At 69.7% G+C, this 20,720-nt stretch carries 19 protein-coding genes and 1 pseudogene; 14 read left to right on the top strand and 6 right to left on the bottom strand.

Going from position 1 to position 20,720, the window contains the following annotated elements; genetic code table 11:
* The first annotated feature begins 104 nt into the window (after positions 1-104).
* From ABZZ17_RS18460 to ABZZ17_RS18405, 12 genes are all read left to right on the top strand, one after another.
* Positions 105-719: a hypothetical protein gene (locus ABZZ17_RS18460; protein ID WP_356877224.1), complete on the top strand. Its 615-nt coding sequence runs from the start codon at positions 105-107 to the stop codon at positions 717-719.
* 14 nt (positions 720-733) lie between these two features.
* The gene (locus tag ABZZ17_RS18455; RefSeq protein ID WP_356877222.1) at positions 734-1,585 is read left to right on the top strand and encodes an ATP/GTP-binding protein; all 852 of its coding nucleotides are present in this window, start codon (positions 734-736) and stop codon (positions 1,583-1,585) included.
* 194 nt (positions 1,586-1,779) lie between these two features.
* Positions 1,780-2,367, top strand: coding sequence for an SAF domain-containing protein (locus ABZZ17_RS18450; protein WP_356877220.1), 588 nt, complete (start codon positions 1,780-1,782; stop codon positions 2,365-2,367).
* Positions 2,367-3,176, top strand: a complete 810-nt coding sequence (locus ABZZ17_RS18445; protein ID WP_356877218.1) for a hypothetical protein — start codon at positions 2,367-2,369, stop codon at positions 3,174-3,176. The genes ABZZ17_RS18450 and ABZZ17_RS18445 overlap by 1 nt, the downstream gene beginning before the upstream one ends.
* The gene (locus ABZZ17_RS18440) at positions 3,166-4,734 is read left to right on the top strand and encodes a CpaF/VirB11 family protein (protein ID WP_356877216.1); all 1,569 of its coding nucleotides are present in this window, start codon (positions 3,166-3,168) and stop codon (positions 4,732-4,734) included. Before ABZZ17_RS18445 ends, ABZZ17_RS18440 begins: the two co-directional genes overlap by 11 nt.
* On the top strand, positions 4,731-5,660 hold the full coding sequence (locus ABZZ17_RS18435; RefSeq protein WP_356877214.1) for a type II secretion system F family protein: 930 nt from the start codon (positions 4,731-4,733) through the stop codon (positions 5,658-5,660). Before ABZZ17_RS18440 ends, ABZZ17_RS18435 begins: the two co-directional genes overlap by 4 nt.
* Positions 5,657-6,541 carry a type II secretion system F family protein gene (locus ABZZ17_RS18430; protein ID WP_356877212.1) on the top strand — a complete coding sequence of 295 codons (885 nt, stop codon included), beginning with the start codon at positions 5,657-5,659 and terminating at the stop codon, positions 6,539-6,541. Before ABZZ17_RS18435 ends, ABZZ17_RS18430 begins: the two co-directional genes overlap by 4 nt.
* Positions 6,542-6,564: 23 nt before the next feature.
* Positions 6,565-6,762, top strand: a complete 198-nt coding sequence (locus tag ABZZ17_RS18425) for a hypothetical protein (protein WP_356877210.1) — start codon at positions 6,565-6,567, stop codon at positions 6,760-6,762.
* Between the two features lie 140 nt (positions 6,763-6,902).
* On the top strand, positions 6,903-7,253 hold the full coding sequence (locus ABZZ17_RS18420) for a TadE family protein (RefSeq protein WP_356877340.1): 351 nt from the start codon (positions 6,903-6,905) through the stop codon (positions 7,251-7,253).
* A complete protein-coding gene (locus ABZZ17_RS18415; protein WP_356877208.1) occupies positions 7,250-7,699 on the top strand; it encodes a TadE/TadG family type IV pilus assembly protein in 450 nt (149 codons plus the stop codon). Before ABZZ17_RS18420 ends, ABZZ17_RS18415 begins: the two co-directional genes overlap by 4 nt.
* A 78-nt stretch (positions 7,700-7,777) precedes the next feature.
* Complete coding sequence (locus ABZZ17_RS18410) at positions 7,778-8,197, top strand: pilus assembly protein TadG-related protein (protein WP_356877338.1); 420 nt, start codon at positions 7,778-7,780, stop codon at positions 8,195-8,197.
* 31 nt (positions 8,198-8,228) lie between these two features.
* Complete coding sequence (locus ABZZ17_RS18405; RefSeq protein ID WP_356877207.1) at positions 8,229-11,681, top strand: LysM peptidoglycan-binding domain-containing protein; 3,453 nt, start codon at positions 8,229-8,231, stop codon at positions 11,679-11,681.
* A gap of 102 nt (positions 11,682-11,783) precedes the next feature.
* Here ABZZ17_RS18405 and ABZZ17_RS18400 read toward each other — a convergent pair whose 3' ends face one another.
* The 3 genes from ABZZ17_RS18400 to ABZZ17_RS18390 form a co-directional block, all read right to left on the bottom strand.
* The gene (locus ABZZ17_RS18400; protein WP_356877205.1) at positions 11,784-12,230 is read right to left on the bottom strand and encodes a hypothetical protein; all 447 of its coding nucleotides are present in this window, start codon (positions 12,228-12,230) and stop codon (positions 11,784-11,786) included.
* Between the two features lie 604 nt (positions 12,231-12,834).
* On the bottom strand, positions 12,835-14,592 hold the full coding sequence (locus ABZZ17_RS18395) for a DUF2637 domain-containing protein (RefSeq protein ID WP_356877203.1): 1,758 nt from the start codon (positions 14,590-14,592) through the stop codon (positions 12,835-12,837).
* Positions 14,574-15,545, bottom strand: a complete 972-nt coding sequence (locus ABZZ17_RS18390) for a ParA family protein (protein WP_356877201.1) — start codon at positions 15,543-15,545, stop codon at positions 14,574-14,576. The genes ABZZ17_RS18395 and ABZZ17_RS18390 overlap by 19 nt, the downstream gene beginning before the upstream one ends.
* A gap of 677 nt (positions 15,546-16,222) precedes the next feature.
* Between ABZZ17_RS18390 and ABZZ17_RS18385 the strand changes: the two genes are divergently transcribed.
* On the top strand, positions 16,223-16,441 hold the full coding sequence (locus ABZZ17_RS18385; RefSeq protein ID WP_356877199.1) for a hypothetical protein: 219 nt from the start codon (positions 16,223-16,225) through the stop codon (positions 16,439-16,441).
* Positions 16,442-16,701: 260 nt separating this feature from the next.
* Here the strand turns inward: ABZZ17_RS18385 and ABZZ17_RS18380 are convergent, their stop codons facing one another.
* From ABZZ17_RS18380 to ABZZ17_RS18370, 3 genes and pseudogenes are all read right to left on the bottom strand, one after another.
* Positions 16,702-16,830 carry a hypothetical protein gene (locus ABZZ17_RS18380; RefSeq protein ID WP_356877197.1) on the bottom strand — a complete coding sequence of 43 codons (129 nt, stop codon included), beginning with the start codon at positions 16,828-16,830 and terminating at the stop codon, positions 16,702-16,704.
* 655 nt (positions 16,831-17,485) lie between these two features.
* A pseudogene (locus ABZZ17_RS18375) lies at positions 17,486-18,040 on the bottom strand (XRE family transcriptional regulator).
* Positions 18,041-18,346: 306 nt separating this feature from the next.
* Positions 18,347-19,840 carry a WD40 repeat domain-containing protein gene (locus tag ABZZ17_RS18370; protein WP_356877195.1) on the bottom strand — a complete coding sequence of 498 codons (1,494 nt, stop codon included), beginning with the start codon at positions 19,838-19,840 and terminating at the stop codon, positions 18,347-18,349.
* A 217-nt stretch (positions 19,841-20,057) separates the two neighbouring features.
* On the opposite strand from ABZZ17_RS18370, the gene ABZZ17_RS18365 reads away from it, so the two are divergent.
* Entirely contained in the window at positions 20,058-20,276 is a 219-nt protein-coding gene (locus ABZZ17_RS18365) for a hypothetical protein (protein ID WP_356877193.1), read from the top strand.
* Positions 20,277-20,720 lie beyond the last annotated feature (444 nt).

The raw sequence follows: 20,720 nt of genomic DNA, 5'->3' as shown, positions 1-20,720 counted from the left end.
ATAGGTACACATCACAAGACAGCGCAGACACGTTGCAGCAGCGATTTACATGGTTCGGACCGGTGCTCTCAGTCCCGTCCGACAAGGTGACCCGGGGAGACTCCGTGACCACGGCACGACCGCACCAGACCCGCACCGCCCGCCGCCGACTCCTGACGTCCGTCGCCGTCGTCGCAGCGGCCACAGCCCTTACGGCCGGCTGCACCGGCGAGAGCAAGGACAACAAGGCCGCCGCCCCGAGCGCCCCGGCCAGCAGCGTCGCCCCCACCCCGTCGGCCGCCCCCAGCGTGTCCGTCGACCCCGAGGCCGCCGACAAGGCGGAGGTGCAGACGGCGTACACGAGGTACTGGGACGTACTGACCGCCGCCTACTCGACGGCCGACCCCCAACACTCGGAGCTGGGCAAAGTCGTCACGGGGACGGCCCTCGTGCAGAACCAGCAGGATCTCGCGCAGTACCGCAAGGGCGGACGGATCTTCGCGGGCAAGCCGCAGCACTCGAACATCGTGGTCACCTTCAAGCCGGAGGCGAAGCTCAAGACCGCCGTCATCACGGACTGTCTGGACATCAGCCAGTGGAAGCCCGTGGAGAAGTCCAGCGGGACGGAGGTGAAGCTGCCCGAGTCCCGGCTGCTGCGCTACGTCAACACCGTGATCGTCGAGAAGTGGCCGAACGGCTGGATGGTTCTGGAGGACAACCAAGAGGGGAAGGCGTGCTGAGAAAAGGAGGGTGCGTGCTCGGCGCGGTCGCCCTCCTCGCCGCCGGCATGTCGACCGCCTACGCGGATGATCCGGTCAAGGTCGACGACTGCGGAAAACGCGTGTGCCTCGAAGCCAACGACCGCGGCAACAGCGGCGGCAGGCCGCCCGCCGGGTCGGGGGGAGGGAAGTCGGGCGGGTCCTCGAAGGGGTCCGGGAGCAACGTCGACGGGATGGGTGAGGACTGCTCTTTCCGTCTGCTGGAGCCCCCTCCACCGGCCGACAGCACCCTGTGGCAGGGGCATGCGCCTGGTGACGGCGCGATCTACCTCGACCCCTGTGGCATCGGGAACGGTCTCCAGGGCGAAGCCCTGGTAGGTGCGGGGCGGGCCTTCTGGGCGCAGGATCCGCCGGGCGCGGTGGCGGTCGATCCCGCGGTGCTGGCGCAGCGTGCGGTGGATTCGATGCTGCTGTCTCCTCCGGCGATCGGCATCGTGCCGAAGCCGGGTGGTGTCGGTGTCGTGGGGATGCCGGTCTACATGTGGACGGCGACCGGCCCCGAGACGTACGGGCCGAATGTCGCGTCGGCGTCGGCCGGTGCCGTGACGGTTACGGCGACGGCGAAGGTGTCGAAGATCGTGTGGGTGATGGGTGACGGGAAGTCCGTCGTCTGCACCACCCCGGGCACGCCCTACAACGCCTCGTTCGGCAAGAACCCGTCGCCGGACTGTGGGCACCGCTACGCGAGCCCCGGGAAGTACCGCGTGACCGCCACCTCGACTTGGACCATCGACTGGACCGGTGGAGGACAGAGCGGCCAGCTGACGGAAGTCCGCTCCAGTGCAGTGGACATCGCCGTGGGCGAAGTCCAGGTAGTCGGCCAGTAACCCCACCCCTCCCCCTCCTCTCTTTCTCCTCTTTCTCCCCCCTCTTCTTGGAGGCATCGCTCGTGAGCAGCACCGTCACGCCCGCGCAGGGTCGTGCTCCCGTTCCCGGTCCGGGTGGTCCTGTCGGTAGCCCGGCGTCGGCGCCGCGTGTCGTTCGTCAGCGACGTCGTCGGCCTGGGCTGATCGCTCTGTCCGTGGCTTTGATCGCGGCCGGGGGTCTGTCCGGTGCGTTGCTGTTCACCGCGTCCGGGCAGCGGTCGAGTGTGCTGGTGGTGGCGCGTGATGTGCAGGTGGGCGCGGCGATCACGGATGCGGATCTGGCGCCCGCGTCGATGGCGCTGGATCCGGCGGTGAAGGCCGTCCCGGTGGCGAAGAAGGGCGGGATCGTCGGCCGGCGCGCGGCGGTGGCCTTGAAGGCCGGTTCCCTGCTGTCGCCGGGACAGGTGACCTCGACGTCCCTGGTCAAGGCAGGTGAGCAGTTGGTCGGTGTGGCGTTGAAGCCGTCGCAGCTCCCGGGGAGCCGGCTGGCGCCGGGGGCGAAGGTGTTGATCGTCTCGACTCCCGACCCGGCCCAGGCAGCTGCCGCGAACGGTGGCAAGCCGGGTGAGGCGGCGGTGGCGCCGAAGACGTTGCCGGCGACGGTGGTGGCGGTGGGTGTGGCCGCTCCGGCGACGGGTGTGGTCGTGATCGATGTGGCGGTGCCGGCCAGTGATGGGCCGACGTTGGCCGCGCGGGTGGCGACGGGTGCGGTGGCTTTGATCATCGCGCCGCAGGAGGGCTGATGACCGTCATCGCGCTGGCGGGCGGGCTCGGCGCCCCGGGAGTGACCACGACCGCGATGGCGCTCCTGTTGACGTGGCCGATGCCGGAGGGCCACCGCGTGCTCCTGGCCGAGGCGGACCCCGACGGCGGGGCGATCCTGCCCGGTGCCCTCCAGGGCACCCTGGACAACTCACACGGTCTGCGGAATCTGGCCGTCGCCTCCCGGCAGGGACAGTTGGGTGATGCGTTCTGGCGGCAGTTGGTGGACATCACCGACGCCGAGACCCGTGACCGGCTGGTGTTGCCCGGCCTGTACGACCCGGCGCACGCGTCGGCGATGGAGCCGGTCTGGCGGCCGCTCGCCGGCCTGTTCGCCGGGATCGAGGACCACGGCCACGATGTCCTGGTGGACCTCGGGCGTCGAGGAGCCTTCGGAGCGTCGGGCGTCCTGGCGCAGCGCGCCGACGTCGTGCTGCTGGTCGCGCGGAACACGTTGAGGAGCCTGCAAAGCGCGCAGGTGCGGCTGAAGGCGTTGCGGGAGCAGCTGGGGGCGGGGGCGGATGTCGCCATGGTCCTGGTCGATGAGGGGCCGTTCTCCCGGGACGAGGTTCGCAAGCGGTTGGAGGTCGAGGTGGTGGCGGTGATGCCGTGGCGGCCGAAGGAGGCTGCGGTGTTGTCGGACGGGGCGGAGCAGCCTCGCCGGTTTGAGGCGAGTCCGTTCATGCGGTCGGCGCGGTCGGCGGCGGTGCGGGTGCAGGAGATGGTGGAGATCCGGCGTTCGCGTCTGGCCCCGCCGACAGCGGGACAGGCGGTCACCAATGCGCGCTAACCCCATCCATCACGACCCCCGCGGTTCCCTCGCCGCCCGGCTGGCCGAAGCGCGTCCCTCACCCACCCGGCAGGTCCCGCCCGCATCGGTTCCGCCGGCGGGCTGGGGACCGGATGCCGTACGCCCGGCGGCAGCCGTTCCGGCGGTCTCGGCGGTCGTCGCCCCCACGCCGAGCGCTTTTGCTCCGCCGCTGGACTATGCGGCGGTGCGGCTGATCAAGAAGGAAGTCGGTGAGCGGCTGACCGACCTGCTGCGGGCCCGGCCGGGGCTTTCGGAGGCTTCGCGGGAGCAGCAGGGTCGTCATCTGATTGCCGAGCAGGTCGCCATATGGTCGGACGCCGAGGCCATCAAGCGCGGCGTGGCGACCAGTGGGGCCGAGGACGCGGCCATCGCGCAGGCCGTATTCGACCTTCAGTTCCGTGCCGGCCGGCTCCAGGCGCATCTCGACAATGTGCTCGTCGAGAACATCTTCATCAACTCGTACTCCGAGGTGTGGCTCGACTTCACCGATGGGCGTCGGGTCCAGGTGCCGCAGGTGGCGGACTCCGACGAGGAGCTGCGCGAGCTCCTGCACGATCTGGCCCGGCGCACGACCGGCCAGTCGGAGCGGAGTCTGTCGACGGCGGACCCGTTCCTGGCGCTGCGGTTGTCGGAGGGATCGCGGCTTCAGGCCGTCACCGAGGTCACCCCCGGCACCTATGTGACGATCCGCCGGCACAGCATGCGTGACGCGGATCTGCCCGCGCTGGTGTCCAGGGGCATGCTCGATACGACGCTGGAGGAGTTCCTGCGGGCGTGCGTGCGCGCGGAGAAGAACATCATGGTCGTCGGCGGGCAGGCGGCGGGAAAGACCACCCTGCTGCGGGCACTACTGCGGGAGATTGATCCCGATGAGCGGTTCGCGACTCTGGAGACGGAGTACGAGCTGTTCGCCCACGAGAACGGATACCACCGGCAGGTCGTGCCGATGGAGGCCCGCGAGTCGAACGGCGAGGTCGTCGGCGGGGTAGCGGCGGGTGAGATCACGCTGATGGATCTGATGTACCGGGCGCTGCGTATGACGCTGACGCGGATCGTGGTCGGTGAGGTTCGTGGGCCGGAGATCGTGGCGATGCTCCAGGCGATGACGAACGGCGCGGGCGGCAACCTGTGCACCTTGCACGCCATCCGCCCGTCGGTGGTCTTCGACCGGATCGCGGAGCTGTATCTGCTGGCACAGGCGAACATGTCCGAGGCGCTCGCCTACCGGCAGGCCGCGAACGGACTCGACTTCATCGTGTTCGTCGGGCAGATCGACGAGACGCGGATCGGCGGGCACCGGCACCGGTTCATCTCCCACGTCCTGGAGGTCACCGGCATCGGCGAGGGCGGGCGTCCGGAGACGAACACCATCTTCGGGCCGCGCCCGGAGTGGGGCGAGCACCGGGCGGTGCCCCTCATGCTCCCGCGCTGCGTCAACGATCTGCGGCGTGCCGGTTTCGACATGTCCCTCCTCGACGCGCCCACTGGGGCCTGGGGGACGGCGTTGCCGTTGCTGGTTCCGGAGGTGTCGGTATGACGACGCTGCTGATGTGGGTGCTGGCCGGACTCGCCATCGCGGCCGGTGTGGTCGGTGTCGTGGCCGGTGTGGTCGGTACGACCGCCCCCAAGGGACCCGGGATCGCCGCCCGACTGCGCGCGGGCCGCCGGCTCGCGGGCCGCGACGAGAAGATGGTCCGCCGTACCCGGCTGGCCGTCGGAGCCGCGGCGGGGATCCTGCTGTGGCTGGTGACCGGCGTGTTCATCGCCGCCGCGCTCGTGTTCCTCGCCGTGATCGGCGTGCCGTGGCTGCTCTCCCCCACCAAGTCCGCCACGGCCCGGATCGGGAAGCTGGAGGCCCTTGGCGAGTGGACGCAGCGCCTGGCCAACGTGCTGCGCCTCGGTCGCGGCCTCGACGAGGCCTTGCAGGTGTCCCGCAAGGGATGCCCGGAGGAGATCGCCGGCGAGGTCGGCGATCTTGTCGACCGGCTCCAGGTCGGATGGCGACCCGCCGACGCGCTGCGCGAACTCGGCGACGCCCTCGACGATGTGACGGCCGACAAGGTGGTGGCCGCGCTTGTGATGTCGGCGGCCGACCGCGGCCCCGGTCTCGCCCAGGCTCTCGACGACCTCGCGGAGTCCGTCCACGAGGAGGTCGCCCGACGTCGGGTGATCGAGGCGGACCGGGCCAAGCCCCGCACGACGATGCGGTGGATGACCATCATCACCCTCGGCGTCATCGGCGCCGGATTCCTCGTTCCCTCCTACACCGCCCCCTACGGCACCCTGCTCGGGCAGCTGGTGTTGGGTGTTCTGTCGGCCGGCTTCGTCGGGGTCCTCGCCCTCATGCGGCAGATCGCCGACACCAAGCCCACCCCGCGGTTCCTGATCGCCGACCCGCGCAGTGCCATCGGCCCCGCCCCCGTCCTCGACGAGGCACCCGAGAACGAGGAGGCGATCGTATGACCACGCCCGTCGCGGCGATCCTGACCGGCGCTGTCATCGGCGCGGGCGTGGCCCTCGCGGTCCGCGAGATCCTGCGCCCGGCCCCCGCCCTCGGTCCGGCGCTGCGCCGTCTCAACGAGCCGGCCCAACCCCGCGTCCTGAACGCGGAGGCCGACCGTGACGAACGCTGGGGACAGTGGCTGCTGGAGCGCCTCGCCGAAGCCCCGGGCGTACGGATCCCCTACAAGGACCTCGCCCTGGTCGGCACCACCCCGGGCCGTTTCCTGCTGACGAAGGTGGCGCTTGCGGGCGCCGGTTTGTTGCTTCCGCCACTGTCCACGATCCCGCTCCTGCTGCTGGGGGTGCCGCTGTATCTCCCGGCGATCGTGGGAATCCTCGCCGGCGTCGTGCTGTGGTTCGCCCCCGACCTTGCCCTGCGGGACAAGGCCAAGCGGGCACGGGCCGAGTTCGCGCACGCCATGGCCGCCTACCTCGACCTCGTCGCACTGCGCCGGGCCGGGAACGTGTCCGCCGAGCAGGCCATGGAACAGGCCGCCCAAGTGGGAAAGGGATGGGCCTTCCAGCGCATCCAGGAGGCTTTGGCCCGCTCCCGTGTCGACAAGGTCCCGCACTGGGAATCCCTGGCCCGGCTCACCGCCGAACTCGACCTGCCCGTTCTCGACGATCTCGCCGCCATCATGCGGCAGTCCGCTGATGACGGCGCCTCCGTCTACTCCACCCTGCGCTCCCGCGCGAAGAACCTGCGCACCGAGCTGCTCGCCGCCCAAGCCGCCGCAGCGAACGCCAACTCGGAGAAGATGACCGCCCCCGGCGCCCTGATGGCTGTCCTGGTCATGCTCCTCATCGCGTTCCCCGGCGTCATCCGCATGATCAACACCTGACACACCTGAGAAGGAGTCCACTCATGAAGCTCGCCATCCGTCTGTCTCTCGCGCTGCGTTCGCACTGGGAGGAGATCAAGGAGCACAGCGACAAGGACCGGGGAGACATCTCCATCACCACGATCATCATCTGGGTCGCCGCCGTCGCCGGGGCCCTCGCCATCGCCGGGACGATCGGGATCGTGGTCACCAAGTACAACACCAAGCTCTCCGGCATCTGAGCACTGCACGGCAGGGCACAACGAAGCGTGGCAGCAGAACCATGGGAGAAGGGGGCGGGGTGTCGGACACAGAACGAGCCACAGCCGGGGAGGCACCTCCCCCAGACGACCAGGAGCGGAGCGACCGGGGGGAGGCGTCCATTCAGATGGCGATCGTGTTCCCGTTCGTCATCCTGATCACGGTCGCGGTCGTGCAGGCCTCCATGTGGTTCTTCGCCCGCAACATCGCGCTGACCGCAGCGCGCGAGGGTGTGGCCGCCGCCCGTGTCTATCAGGCGCCGGAGAGCGCGGGCGCTGCACGGGCCCGCGAGACCCTCGGCCGGATCGCGGGCGACAGCCTGAGCGACCCCACGGTCAGCACGTCCGGGAGCACCGCAACCGAGGTCCGGGTGACGGTCACCGGCACCGCCCCCTCCCTCATCCCGGGCCTGTCCGGACTGAGCGTCTCTCAGTCGGCAGGCGCACCCCGTGAACGGTGGACCACCCCATGAACGCACCCCGTTGGGTGAGCCGGCTCCAGGAGGATCGGGGCAGCGAGACGATCGCGGCGGCGATCGTTACGCCGCTGCTGATCATGTTGCTGTGCATGGCCATCGCCGGAGGCCGGATCGTCACCTCCGGGGCGAAGATCGACGGTGCCGCCGAGGACGCCGCCCGCGCCGCCTCCATTTCACGCACCCACTCCGGGGCACAGGCCGAGGCGAGCTCCGCGGCCGCCCGGTCCCTGGCCGATCAGGGCATCCACTGCGCCTCGACGAGTACGAGCGTCGACACATCCGGACTCGCGGTGCCGCTCGGTGAAGTCGGCACGGTCACGGTGACGATCTCGTGCACGGTCGCGATGGCCGACCTGCTCCTGCCCGGGGTGCCCGGATCCAAGACGCTGACCAGTCGGTTCACTTCCGTGGTGGACGCCCACCGATCCCGGGAGGGATGAGCCGTGACCGCAACACCAGCACCAGCACCAGCACCGCAGGGGACCGAAGTACCGGGGCCTCGATCGGTGTGGGCCCGGCTGCGGGCGGGTGACGACGACGGCGGGATCGCCGTGTTCACCGCCATCGTCGCCATCGCTCTGCTGGGCATCATCGGGCTGGCCATCGACGGCGGAGGCAAGCTGCGCGCCACCGAACGCGCGGACTCCGTCGCGATGGAGGCGGCCCGCGCCGCCGGCCAGGCCATCGACCCCGCCGCGGCCGTCACCGGTACCGGCGTCCACGTCGACCCCGCCGCCGCCCAGGCCGCCGCCCAGGCCTACCTCGCGGCCGCCGGCACCCGGGGCAGCGCCGCCCTCTCCCCGGACGGCACCCACCTGACCGTCACCGTCAACGGCAGCTACCAGACGAAGTTCCTGGCGATCGTCGGGATCGGGTCCATGGACGTCACCGGCCACGCGGGCGCCCGTCTTCTGCACGGCATCACCCAACCTCAATAGCCCCTGCCCCTCGATGCGAGAAGGACCGGCCATGCCGAAGCCCACTCTCCCACGCACGCCGGCCCGGCCGGCCCGCAGCGGCGCCCGCACCGTCGCCGCGATGCTCCGAGCCGTGCTCAGCCTCACCGTGCTCGCCGCCCTGATCGTCGGCCTGCCCGCCCTGCTGTGGTGGGCAACCACCATCGTCGGCCCGCCTGGCCTCGCCGCTCTCTCCTCCCTGCTGTCGACCGACGACTCCGGCCAGGTCTTCCTCCTCCTTCTGGCCGTCGCCGGGTGGATCGGCTGGGGTTGCTTCGCCGTCGCGGTCCTGCTGGAGATCCCCGCGCAGCTCCGCGGCCGTGCCGCCCCGCAGATCCGGGGTCTGGTCGGTCAGCGGGCCGCCGCCGTCCTGGTCGGCGCCATCTTCGTCGCACTGCCCACCGGCACAGCCCTCGCCGCCCCCACCCTCGCACCCCCCGCCACCGCCCAACCGGCCGGCGTGAGCGCCACCAGCAACCCCGGCGCCCCGAGCGAAGCCCGACAGACGAGCGGTACGACGGCCGAGGCGCAGGTGACCCACACGGTGCGCGACGCGCGACCGGCCGAGAGCCTGTGGTCGATCGCCGAACAGCGCCTCGGTGACGGTGAGAAGTGGACGGACATCGCCGCCCTCAACGCCGGCCGGACCATGACAGACGGCCAAGTCTTCGACGCGGACCAGCCCATCCATCCCGGATGGATCCTGCACCTGCCCCCCACCGCCACCACGCCCAGGGCCCCGGCTCCGACGTCGGCCGTCAGGACCGAAGTGCCGGCGGCGGCCTCTGCCGCGCCGACGGTCGGCCTCGCGGCCCAAGGCACCCGCGGTGAAGCGTCGGTGGCGTCGGCGTACACGGTGCGCGACGGCGACAGCCTGTCCAGCATCGCCGAAGGACAGCTAGGCAATCGGGACCGCTTCCCCGAAATCTGGGAGCTCAACAAGGGCGCCGCCCTGCCCGACGGCGGGGTCTTCACCGACCCCGACCTGATCTACCCGGGCCAGCAACTCACCCTGCCCGACGGAGCAAAGCCCCAGGAAACGGCCAAGCCCGGTGACACCGCCAAGCCCGAGGACGTCCCGCCGGCCGGACGGGTCGAGGCCCCCGCCGTCCCCACGCCGCCCCCCGCCGTCACCCCATCGGCGACGGCACCCACACCCCCGGAGCAGACTGCTCCCTCCCCCACGCCCCCGGCGAAGGCCTCGCCCACCACAGCGCCCACCACGGCACCGACCGCGACCGCACCGGCTGCGTCGTCCGCTCCTCAGCGCACGCCGACGACGTCACCGACCGCCCAGGTACCCAAGCAGCCGGCCCCGGCGCGGCCGAGCGCGTCCGCCACCCAGGTCGAGGCGCTGCCCGCGGCCGATCGCGTCAACTGGGTTCTGGTCGGCGGGATCGGGACTCTCCTGGCGGCTTCGCTCGCCGGGGCTCTCGGTGTGCGTCGGATCCTTCAGCAGCGGGCCCGTCGTGCCGGTCAGACCATCGCCCAGGACACCGATCCCACCGAGACCGAGCAGGTTCTGGCGGCCGCGGCGGAACATCGGGGCGTCGAACTCCTCGACCGGGTGCTGCGCGCTCTGGCCCACCAGGCCGCCGAGACCGACGTCGAGCTCCCGACCCTGCGGGGCGCCCACCTCGCCGCCGGCGGCGTCACCCTGCTCCTCGACGAGCCCGCACCGCCGTGCGCCCCGTTCGTCGCCGGAACCGACGCCCGCACATGGGTCCTGGACGGCAAGGCGATTCTTCCGGCCGCTGATGATCTGGCCGACGTCCACGCCCCGTATCCCGGGCTGGTCACGCTCGGGGCGAGTGAGGACGGGCTGCTCCTGGCGGACCTGACCACCTGCCGCGTGCTGCTCCTGGACGGGACCGAGGACGAGGTCCTCGAAGTTGCCCGGGCGTTGGCCCTGGAGCTCGGTACGTGTGCCTGGACCGACTACAGCGAGATCATCACCGCAGGCCTCGGGAGCCGGCTCGCAGCGCTCCTGCCCCAGGGCCGGATCCGCACGATGCCCCACCTGCCCGCCGTCGCCGCCGACCTCGGCGAACTCCTCCTCGAAGCCCACCAGAACGGCGGCCAGGCCCTCCCCTGGATGGTGATCGGTGCCGGGGACCACGACGAGGAGCACGTGACCCAACTCGCCGACGCCCTCGCCGCCGCCCGCGATCTGTTCACGGCCGTGGTCCTGCCCGCCACCCCGGCCACCCGTCGCGTGTTCCCGGCCGCCGAGGTCCTCGACGTCACCCGTGACACCGACGCCCGCCTCGACCCCCTCGACCTGCTGGTGACGCTCCAGCGGGTCTCCGACGAGCAGTACCTGCAATACGTGCACGCCCTCCAGGTCACCACCGAGGCCGCCACCCCGGCGACCGGGGCGTGGGAGTTCAGCGAGAGCCACGGCCAGGCCGCCGGTTCCGGGACGCCGCTCACCATTCGAGTCACCAGCCAGGACGCCACGGACCCGGGCAAGCCCTACGCCGCGCTCCTCGCCGGTCTGGCCCCCACCGGAGCACCGACCGCACCCCAGGCCACCGAGGAAGCGGAGAACCCGTCCGAGGGGTCAGATCCCGAGACGTCCGATACCGAGACGTCCGCTCCCGAAGCGACCGGACCCGCGGTCGGAACCTCCGTACCGAACCAGAGCGGCGGCCACTCCGACGGTAGGCTCGCCGCTCCCCCGGCCACTCCCCCGGCGCCCGTCACCGCGGCGGAGAACTTCGTGCGGATCGAGATGCTCGGGCCGCTGCGGATCACGGGCACCGCCGTGTCCGCGCACTCCCCCCGCACTGCCGCCGTCGCCGCCCTGATCCACCTGCGGCCCGGTCGCGGCGTCGAATCCCTGTGCCAGATGATCGACCCGGTCAATCATTGGAGCACCAGTACGCTGCACTCCCGTCTGTCGGAGCTGCGCGGCGCGATCGGGACGACCGCCGACGGCCAGCCGTTGCTGTCCCGGCCGACGCGTGGCGCCGGCTACACCTTCCACCCCACGGTCATCTCCGACTGGCAGGCCTTCAAGACGTTGGCCTCACGTGGTCTCGCCGCCGGCCCGAGCACCGGTATCGCGGACCTTGAGGCCGCCATGGCTCTGGTCAGGGGCACGCCGTTCGACGGGCGTACGCCGCCGTGGGCCGAGCCCGTCGTCCAGGAGATGATGGCCCGGATCACCGATACCGCGCACACGCTGGCCTGCTGGCACGCCGACGGGAAGCAGCCCGATCTCGACGCCGCCCGCCGCGCCGTCGATCGGGCGCTCGGCGTCGAGGTGACGTCCGAGGTCCTCTACCGCGATCTCCTGACTATCCACTGGACCGCGCAGAACACGGCGGCCGTCCACAAGACGGTCGCGCGGATCCAGAAGATGGCACGGACCTACGACATCACCCTCGACGACATCACCGAGGACACCATCAGGCACGTGCTTTCCGTCCCGTCGCCCGCACGGCAGGTCACCGTGGCCTGACGCAAGACCTCGACCAAGAGCACAGATCGAAGCGAGAGGGCCGGACCCCGGCATCGGGGGTTCGGCCCTCTCGTACTGCGGTTGAAGACGAGAACCCCGGACCTAACGGCCCGCATCGGCACGACAGCGGGACAGCACATGCCGTCCGGCCGCGAGGAGTTCCGCGCGGGCCTGCGCCTCTCCCACCGGCGGCCGCGAACTCCATTCCTGGCGTACTTCCGCGACCGCGGCGCACACGGACAGCACCTCGTCGACCATGTCCGCGTCGAGGGGCTCGATGTCCGGTCCGGTCACGACAACGTCCCCGTACAGGCCGTAGGGGATGTCGATGCCCCGCCAGAGGGAGGCCAGGACCCACGCGGGCAGGTTCATCGGGCATTCGCTCTGCCCGCTTCCGTGGACGTGGAGGTGGGCGCGCCGGTGGTAGACAGCGCGATCCGAGGGGCCCCCGACAGCCGCGCGCACGGTCTGTCGTCGTTCGCTGTCGTCGTCGGGCCAGGGCAGAGCGACCGCCGCGCCGTCCGTGTCGATTCGCAGCACCGTGTCCATGCAGATCCGATCTCCCGTTTCCCATTCGCAGGAGGCGACTTACGCCCCTGACGATGATCGTCGAACGCGGTCACCGCTGGATCCGAATCGGACAAGTCCGTCGGGCGGTCGGTGGTGAGGTACGTACTCACCGGCCACGGGCCCAAGTTCACCGGCCGGCGATCGGCCACCGGGACCTCACCGAAAACCTCACCGGCCAGACGACGGCCACCTCACCAAGAACCTCACCGGCCACGGGCCCAAGTTCACCGGCCGGCGATCGGCCACCGGGACCTCACCGAAAACCTCACCGGCCAGGCGACGGCCACCTCACCAAGAACCTCACCGGCCACCCGCCAAACTCACCAGCCGACGATCGGCCACCGGCGTCGACATCGGCCATTCGACGGTCGCCGGGGTTGGCCGACGGGGGTGGCCGATGCCGACGGGATCGGCCGTGGCCGATGGCCGATCGGCCACGGGCCGGCCGTTGGCCGACCATGGAGAGTGGTGGCCGATGGCCGATCGGCCACCGGAAGCCGGGTTCGTCGCACCCGCTCCTGCGTCGTGTGAGCCGAGTCAGGGTGTGGCCGATCGGAGGTTCGGGCGCCGCCTCAGGGTGCGGTCAGGCGTTCGTGCTCACCGAGCGCAGGTGTGCGCGGCCGGCTTGGCGCCGGTGTTCTTCGAGTTGCTGCGCGGCGCTCTTGAGGCGGCGCAGCCCGGTGCGGGTCGGGACGCCGAGCCGGCGGCCCACCTCCGCCCCTGCGAGCTTCTCCCCCGCGGCTTCGGCCTCGGTCAACCAGGTGACCACGAGCTGGATCTGGCGGTCCGCCTCCGTGAGCTCCTCGTCCTCGACCTGTTCTGCCGGCAGTCGTGCCGCCGTGGCACCCGAATCGGTGGACGTCGCTTCCCACAGCTGATCCTGCAACGGGTCCGGCGCGGGCCGGCTGATCTGTCGGGGCAGCCTCTCGGCAGCGCCGGCCGATACGGCCGGGTTCGCCGGAGCGGCCGGAGTGGCCGACGGTGTGTCGGTGGCGGCTTCGGTCTCCGGCTCCGATGCTGATTCGGTCAGGGAGGCTCGGGGGGTGAAGAACGGATGGGGTGTGGCCGATGGCCGATCGGCCACCGGCGGCACCTCCCCGCCATCGGCCACCGCGTCGATCGCCTGCCCATAGGCCGGTCGGCCACCGACCCCGAAGTCCGTGCTCGTCCCATCGGCCACTCGCCCATCGGGCGCCGCGGCGGTGGCCGATCCGTCGGCCGGTCGGCCACCGCTGGCGAAGTTCGCGACCGAGGCATCGGCCACCGCTTCGGCGACCCGGTCGCGGGCCTGTCGGTCATCGGTCACGGCTGATTCCGCCGGAGCCAGGAGCAGCTCGACCTCAGCCGCCGGGAGGGGTTCGCCCGTGGCGGAGTCGCGCACTCCGTACGCGTCGGCCAAGTGCTGGGCGAAGGCTCCGGCGTCCGGCAGGACTCCGGTTGCCGCGGCGAAGGACCGGTAGGCCTCGAACATGTCCTCCGGGGACAGCGCCTGAATACCTTCGATCGTCTGCACTGCGCCGGCTGGAGCCGGCTGCGGGCCGTCGATCAAAGCCCCGGTCCCGACCGCGTGCTCCGGCGACACGTCAGCCCGCTCGATGGTCAGTTCGTGCCGTGGAACCGCAGCCGGCTCCCGGACGAGGACGGGCTCCAGGCCCGCGGCAACGAGACCTGTCGCGGCCGTCTGCGACAGCGGGACCCCGATCCGGGCCAGGCGCAGCGGCATCAGCGCTTCCACGGGAGCTTTGCGGCGCCAGGCCCGTCCGTATCGGGCCTGGAGGCGGGCCTGGTAGATGAGCCGGTCCTGTTCCATGGTGACGGCCTGGTCGTAGGAGCGCAGTTCCCACAGCTTCATCCGGCGCCACAGCTTGAAGGTGGGGACGGGGGAGAGCAGCCAGCGTGTGATGCGCACGCCCTCCATGTGCCGGTCCGCGGTGATGTCCGCGATCCGGCCCACGGCGTGCCGGGCGGCCTCGACGGTGACCACGAACAGGATCGGGATCACGGCGTGCATGCCGACACCGAGCGGGTCCGGCCAGGCCGCCGCGCCGTTGAACGCGATCGTCGCCGCGGTCAACAGCCACGCGGTCTGACGCAGTAGCGGGAAGGGGATTCGCATCCAGGTGAGCAGCAGGTCCAGCGCCAGCAGGACGCAGATGCCCGCGTCGATGCCGATCGGGAACACCAGCGAGAAGCCGCCGAAGCCCTTCTGTACGGCCAGGGCGCGCACCGCCGCGTACGAACCTGCGAAACCGATGCCCGCGATGATCACGGCGCCGATGACGACGACGCCGATGAGTATCCGGTGCGTACGTGTCAGCTGGATCACTGGCTGAGGCTCCATCCTTCAAGGCTGTGGTCCCGCCTGACTACCTGTCCCATGGTTCCGATCTTTGCAGGGGTCTGGGGATGCTGAACATGCGTGGTGCCCCGGGTCTGCCCGGGGCACCACGTGGAAGCAAGTGCTCCGTTGTCAGTCGACGATGAGGTTCGCCAGCATGAGCCGCTGATCGGCATCGAGCTTCTCTCGGAGGAGGTCTGCCAGCTGCGAAAGATCAGGGAGGGGATTCCACAAGGCCGGAAGGAGCACGGCGTGAGTGGACGACGTGGGCGGGCGGGCGACCGTCTCCTGTGCCGGAGTGGTGATAACTGAGTTATCACCGGCCCTCGGCGGTGAGGTGGTGAGGCCCTCCTCGCCTCCGCTGGTGATAACTGAGTTATCAGCCTGCTGCTCCGCGGTGGTTGCTCCGTCCCGAGGGACCGGGACCGAGACCGGCTGAGTAGCGGCTGCTGCATACGGACTGCTTCGCGTTGTTCCGTGAGGTCGCCGATCACGGCGAGGAGCGGGGGATGCTCCATCTTTTCCCAGCGTTCAAGGGAGGTTGTGGCCACGGTGCCGCGGCGAGCTTCGTACATGTTCACGACGAAACCGAGGTAGTCGACCTCCAGGGCGAGATCCTCCTCCAGAGCTGAGATCTGGTCTTCGAGCATCATGAATGCCTTGGCCGAGCTGTCCTCCGCCTGCACGGGGATGATCACGCCAGAAACGCCCTGCTCCTCGCCGTCGCGGCGACGGGCGTAGTAGAGGGCGGTGTCCATCGTCGTTCCCAGCGACGGGGGGCAGTCGACGATCACAACATCGACGCCGTCCTCCAGGGAGCGGAGTGCCTTCTCCAGTGCGGGCTCCTTGGTACGGAGCTTCGACAAGGCCAGCATGGTGTCGAGGAGAAAGCCGTCCATGCAGGTGGGTAGAACTCGGAGTCGGCCACCGAACTTGTCGTGCTCCAACGTGACCACGAGTAGGGAATCCGCTTCGCGGGTTCCCCCGTGGGCTTCGCTGCGCTTCGCCCTGGGCGGGCCGCTGCGCGGCCGCGGGGGCCTGGTCGCTGCGCTCCCCTGCCCCGGGCCGGTCTCGTGCCCACCCCGCCCGGCCCCTCCGCTCCTGCCAGCGGCCCGCGCGGCGGGCACGGGACCCAACTAGGAGGGCTCCTGAGCAGTCCTGACGGGTCGTCTCCAGGCCTCTGAACTGGGGTTATTACCCGTGGATGTTCCGGGAGGCGAACGGGCGGCACAGAACCCCACGCGCCCTCCGGTCCTCCCCCAACACTCCACCCACCACGAAAACACACCTAGCTGACGGTCAGTCAGACACCTTCGAGAAATTCAGAACGTCGCTACATTCCCATCTTCAGAGTAGCCGATCGCGGCGCTCGCATTCACCTATAAAATGAGAGAACAGCAAATCGAATCGACTAAAGGAATTCCAGTGGATATCTCAACTCTAGTGACAGTAATTGAATTTGCCGCGAATCTCATCATCTCCTTAGGCGTCATCAAAGAGCTCTCCGTCGCTCCATTAGGAAAGCTGAGGAAGAAACGAACCTGATGTGGTCGGTCCCGCTCTGCGGGGCCGACCCTCACCCGTATGGACTGGGCCGCGCGCCCTCGCTGGCAAGGCGGCTGAGGGTGGGGGCATGCCCGTGCCACGTCTGGTCATCTACCCGCCCGACGAGAACGGCTGGCGCCGCATCCGCTGGGACGGCCAGTCGATCGGCGTCGCCCACCGCCCATCGGACATCCTCGACTTCCTCCGCGACGCGGGGATGGAGGACCCCGAGGCCTTCGACCTAACGGGAGAGCTGACGGAATGGCGCGGCGGCGGGCCCGAGACCTGGGCGGAATCACCACCCTGAGGCTCTGGGTGACGTCGCAGCCAGCCTCTGCCGGCGCTGCGGCACCTGTCCACGAAGGCGGACAGGGTGTCCACCCTCGTGGGCAACCTCGCTACAGTGGAGACCTGCGTACTTGCTAGCTAGCAAGTACGCAGTGAAGGGGCCAGCCCGGGTGCAACCGGACCAACCCCTTCACGCAGTGGCAGTGCTACTGGGCCCGGCCGTCTATCACTCGGCCGGGCTCACTGCTGAGCCCTGCCAACGTCCGGTCCACAACGCCGTCAGACGTTCTGCACCACCCACTCCACCAGCTTGACGAGCACCGGCACGACCGCCGACCAGTCGATCAACGCCTGCCGGATCGACAGCCGCCGTTCGTCCCGCTCCTTGTCCTGCACCGCATTCGTCATCTGCACCTCCGAGTACTCCCGAAACGTCCCATGGCTGGGACCCCAACACCGCGCTCGGTGAAGGTGCGAGAGGGGGAGCCCTCGAAGTAACCACAGTCTACGAGCAGTTGGGGTCCCCCACCGGCCCGGGGACCACAACTTGTGGGCGGCGAAGGGCAACCAACCACTAAATCTTGGGTTGGGGTGGATTTTCACCACTCGGTGTGTCGCGCCGAACGGCATCAGCCCCTGACCTCTGCGTTCCGTACCGCCTCGCCCGTAACGCCCAGGTCACGCGCCTCGGACGGCCGCTCAGGCTGCGCCGATCCACTCGAACATGGGTTTGGCGCCACCTTTCGAAAGCAACTTTCGTTGCCTGCCAGAAGGCGAGACATCTCCATCAAGTGGGTAGCCAAAAGGCTACGTACGCGGGCAGATGGGGACGGCCTACAGACAGTGCCGAAGGTGACTCCAAGGAGTCGATGCCGCCATGACTGTCATGATTACGTCGTTCTTCTCGTCATCGAGGTCATCCGAGCACAGGGCGAACGTGTCGAGATCGGCATGTCCCTGGTGTGTACCAAGAGTGCAGGCGCCTACCGGCCCCTCCCCCTCCCCTTCAGTTATGGGGTGGAGCACGCAAGATGTTCACCCCGAGATCAAGCCTTGTCGTGGATCACAGACTCACGTCGACGTAGTCGATGTCCGTGAACTCGACCAGCAGCCCATCCGCACGGCCGCCACCATCCTTGAAATAGACCTCTTGCAGCCCTGCGGCGGCGAGCTGTTGCAGCTCAGCCTCGGAGGCACCGGCATCATGGGCGGCGAGGAGCCGGCCCGCGAACTCCGGCGGGAGGTGCTGGGTGATCCGCCGCATCCGCCCGTCGTCGGTGGTTCCGGGGGCGGCGGTGAACCCGAACCGGACCCGGGTCTCAATGACCAGGCCCGTGGACTTCGCGGCCCGCTCCCGGGCGCGCCTGCGGACCAGGGGCTGCCAGCGACGCCGGACCTCGACCTCCATGCGCTCCCCAAGGGCTGGCTTGGGCTGCTTGATCTGGTCCTTCACGTACCGCTCGACGGTGCGCTGCGAGATCCCCAGGAGAGCGGCCACGGCCTTGGTGTTCTACTCCTGGCGGACCAAGTACCGCATCTGCGCGCCCGCGGACTTGGGGATCGGACGGGTGCTGTGCGCTTGTCCGGCCCGATCGAGGCTGTCTCCGACGATGCCCATTGCCCCCTCATTTCTGTCCCACACCGTGGGGCACTTTCATGATCGTCAATCGTGGCGCGGCCAGGCCACACTCTTGATGACATCGCGAGTTATAGGGAAAACGGGCCAGAGCTAGTACTCGCCCATGACCTAGAGTTCGCCGACGGCGACGCTGGTGCACCCGGTTCCGCCCTCCTGGCACCTTCGCGAGCATCTACCTCGCCGTTGGAGACAGAGCTCAGCAGGATCCGCGTGTACGTGGGCGCTCGATGCCCCGGACCGCCTTCAGCATGGGGCGGGCCGCTCACGCCAGCCAGCTGCGGGCACCTACGGGGTATCGCCGGGAACCACCCACAGCTGCACAACGCCGAGATCCTCGATGGCGTCCTTGTCGATCTCTGGGTTGTCTTCGGATTCGAAGATCCTCTTTTCGAAGCTGGCGGCCGCGAGGAGGGAACCATCAGGTGAGAACGACACCGTAACCGCCGCATTGTGACGGGTGGCCAAGGGTTCACCGACAGGGGTGCGGGAGACCGGATCCCACAACCGCACCGTGCCATCCTCGGCGCCAGCGGTCGCCAGCAGCGAGCCATCAGGAGAGAACGCCACCGCGACCACCTCACCGTCGTGGCCCGTGAAAGGTTCCCCGACAAGGGTGCGGGAGACCGGATCCCACAACCGCACCATGCCATCGGCGCCGGCGGTCGCCAGCAGCGAGCCATCATGCGAGAACGCCGCGACCACCTCACCGACGTGGCCGGTGAGAGGGTCCCCGACAGGGGTGCGGGTGACCGGGTCCCACAACCGCATGTCGTCATCTGCCCCGGCGATCGCCAGCAGCGAGCCATCAGGAGAGAACGCGAGCGAGTTCGCCATGCCGTCGAAGCCAGCGAAGGGGTCGCCGACAGGGGTGCGGGTGACCGGGTCCCACAACCGCACCATGCCATCGCTGTCGCCGCTCGCAAGAAGCGAGCCGTCAAGAGAGAACGCCAGCCCGCGCACAAAGTCAGTGTGACCGGTGAGAGGGTCTCCGACAGGGGTGCACGTGACCGGGTCCCACAACCGCACCATGCCTTCGAAGTCGGTGCTCGCAAGAAGCGAGCCATCGGGCGAAAACGCCACCGAGAATCCCGCAGCCTTGTGGTCGGTGACCGAGCCTCGGACGAGGGTGCGGGTAACCGGGTCCCACAACCGCACCGTGCTACCGCTGGGGTGGAAGGTGGCGGTCGCCAGCAGCGAGCCATCAGGCGAAAACGCCACCGAGAACACCACACCGGTCCGCAGGGGCGGCAATGCCAGCGCTCCTGCCCGGGCCGCGTGCAGGAGCGCTCTGACCGCGAGCGATGATCCTGGCCGCGGCGGCGGGCCACCCTGGCGGGGCACGCCAGCCGCCGTGGGGCCCGCCAGCACCTCGCCGGCCAGAGTCGGATCGCCCTCTCGGGGTGCGGGGGCTGGGGCAGCGCCGTTCCGGCGGCCCGGGCGTAGTTCCGCTGTCGCGCGCCACCGGTTGCGCCATTCGTCGAGTACGGGGTCGGTGCGGGCCGGGGCGGAGATCTCCTCGCCGTCCGCGTCCCAGGACATCAGGGTCCGAACCAACAGGATGATCTTGTCGACGCTTACGAACCGCGTGCCGGCGAAGGCCGTGCTCTGCGTGGCGATCGGCAACTCCGTCCCGCTGCTGATCCGCGCCGCCCGTAACGCGATCCGGCGTAGCGAGGGGTTGCCGCGTTCCACCTTCAGTCGGCGCAGGTGCCGTGCCTGCTCGGCGAGGGCGGCCTTGAAAGTGTCCGTGCCTTGTCCCGCGTCGGTGCTGTCGATCACGCCGGTGTCCCCCCTGCCGGTGCCTGTCCAGCAGGGTAAAGGCCTGCCGACGGAACAGTAGGGAACTTTCGCGAACACCCCGGAACAGCCCGGACCGGGAGCGGCCCTGTTCCGCGGAACAAGCCAGATGTACCGCGGTGAACACTCTCTGATCGACTGTCATCCGCTGTGTTCGCCCCGTGCCGGCCAACACTTCCAACGGCTCCAGGGTCGAAGCATGACAACCCACCAGAACAACCAGCCCACCCCGCCCCCGGCCGACAACGGAGCCTTCCTCCCCCTGCGCACGGCCGTGGTCCTGCTGACCGCACTCGTGCTCGGGCTCATCATCGGCGGCCTCACCGCCCTCACCGGCACCCACCCCGCCACCGCCGTGATCGCCGGACTCACCACCGCAGGCGCCAGCACCGCCGCCCTACGAACCCTCATCCAATGACCCCCCGAACAGCACTCAGCACGTCCCGCAGCCCACCCTCTGTTACCGGCGGTGCGGACCGGGTGGGGATCGTCAGCCGGAAGCAGCACCTCCAACGGCTCCACCCGGCGCAACTCGACGCCTTGGCCGAGCCCAGGGTGGAGCGGGCCAGCTCCTCTGATCCTTCACGTACCACTCGACAGTGGTGGGCTTGAGCCGGGGGCCACGCACACCTATCCCGTGCCACCAGCACCAGGCCCTGCCAAGGTCTGAGCTCGTCTCGGCCCTGGCCACCTGCGCGAGCATCTACCTCGCCGTCGGAGACAGCAGTTTCATCGGCGTCATCAGCGCCGCCGCAGCCCTCTACGGCACCTTGCGCCTGCGGCGCTGCCCCAGGAGAAGCCCCGCACCCATCGAACCACTCGGCTTCCGCGAAGTCCCTGGGTGCGGGAGCCGCCGTCCGTT

The sequence above is a fragment of the Streptomyces sp. NPDC006512 genome (genome assembly GCF_040611935.1).
Taxonomy (GTDB): Bacteria; Actinomycetota; Actinomycetes; order Streptomycetales; family Streptomycetaceae; genus Streptomyces.
Note: the sequence above shows the minus strand (reverse complement) of the source record. Positions and strands in the feature narration are given on the sequence as shown.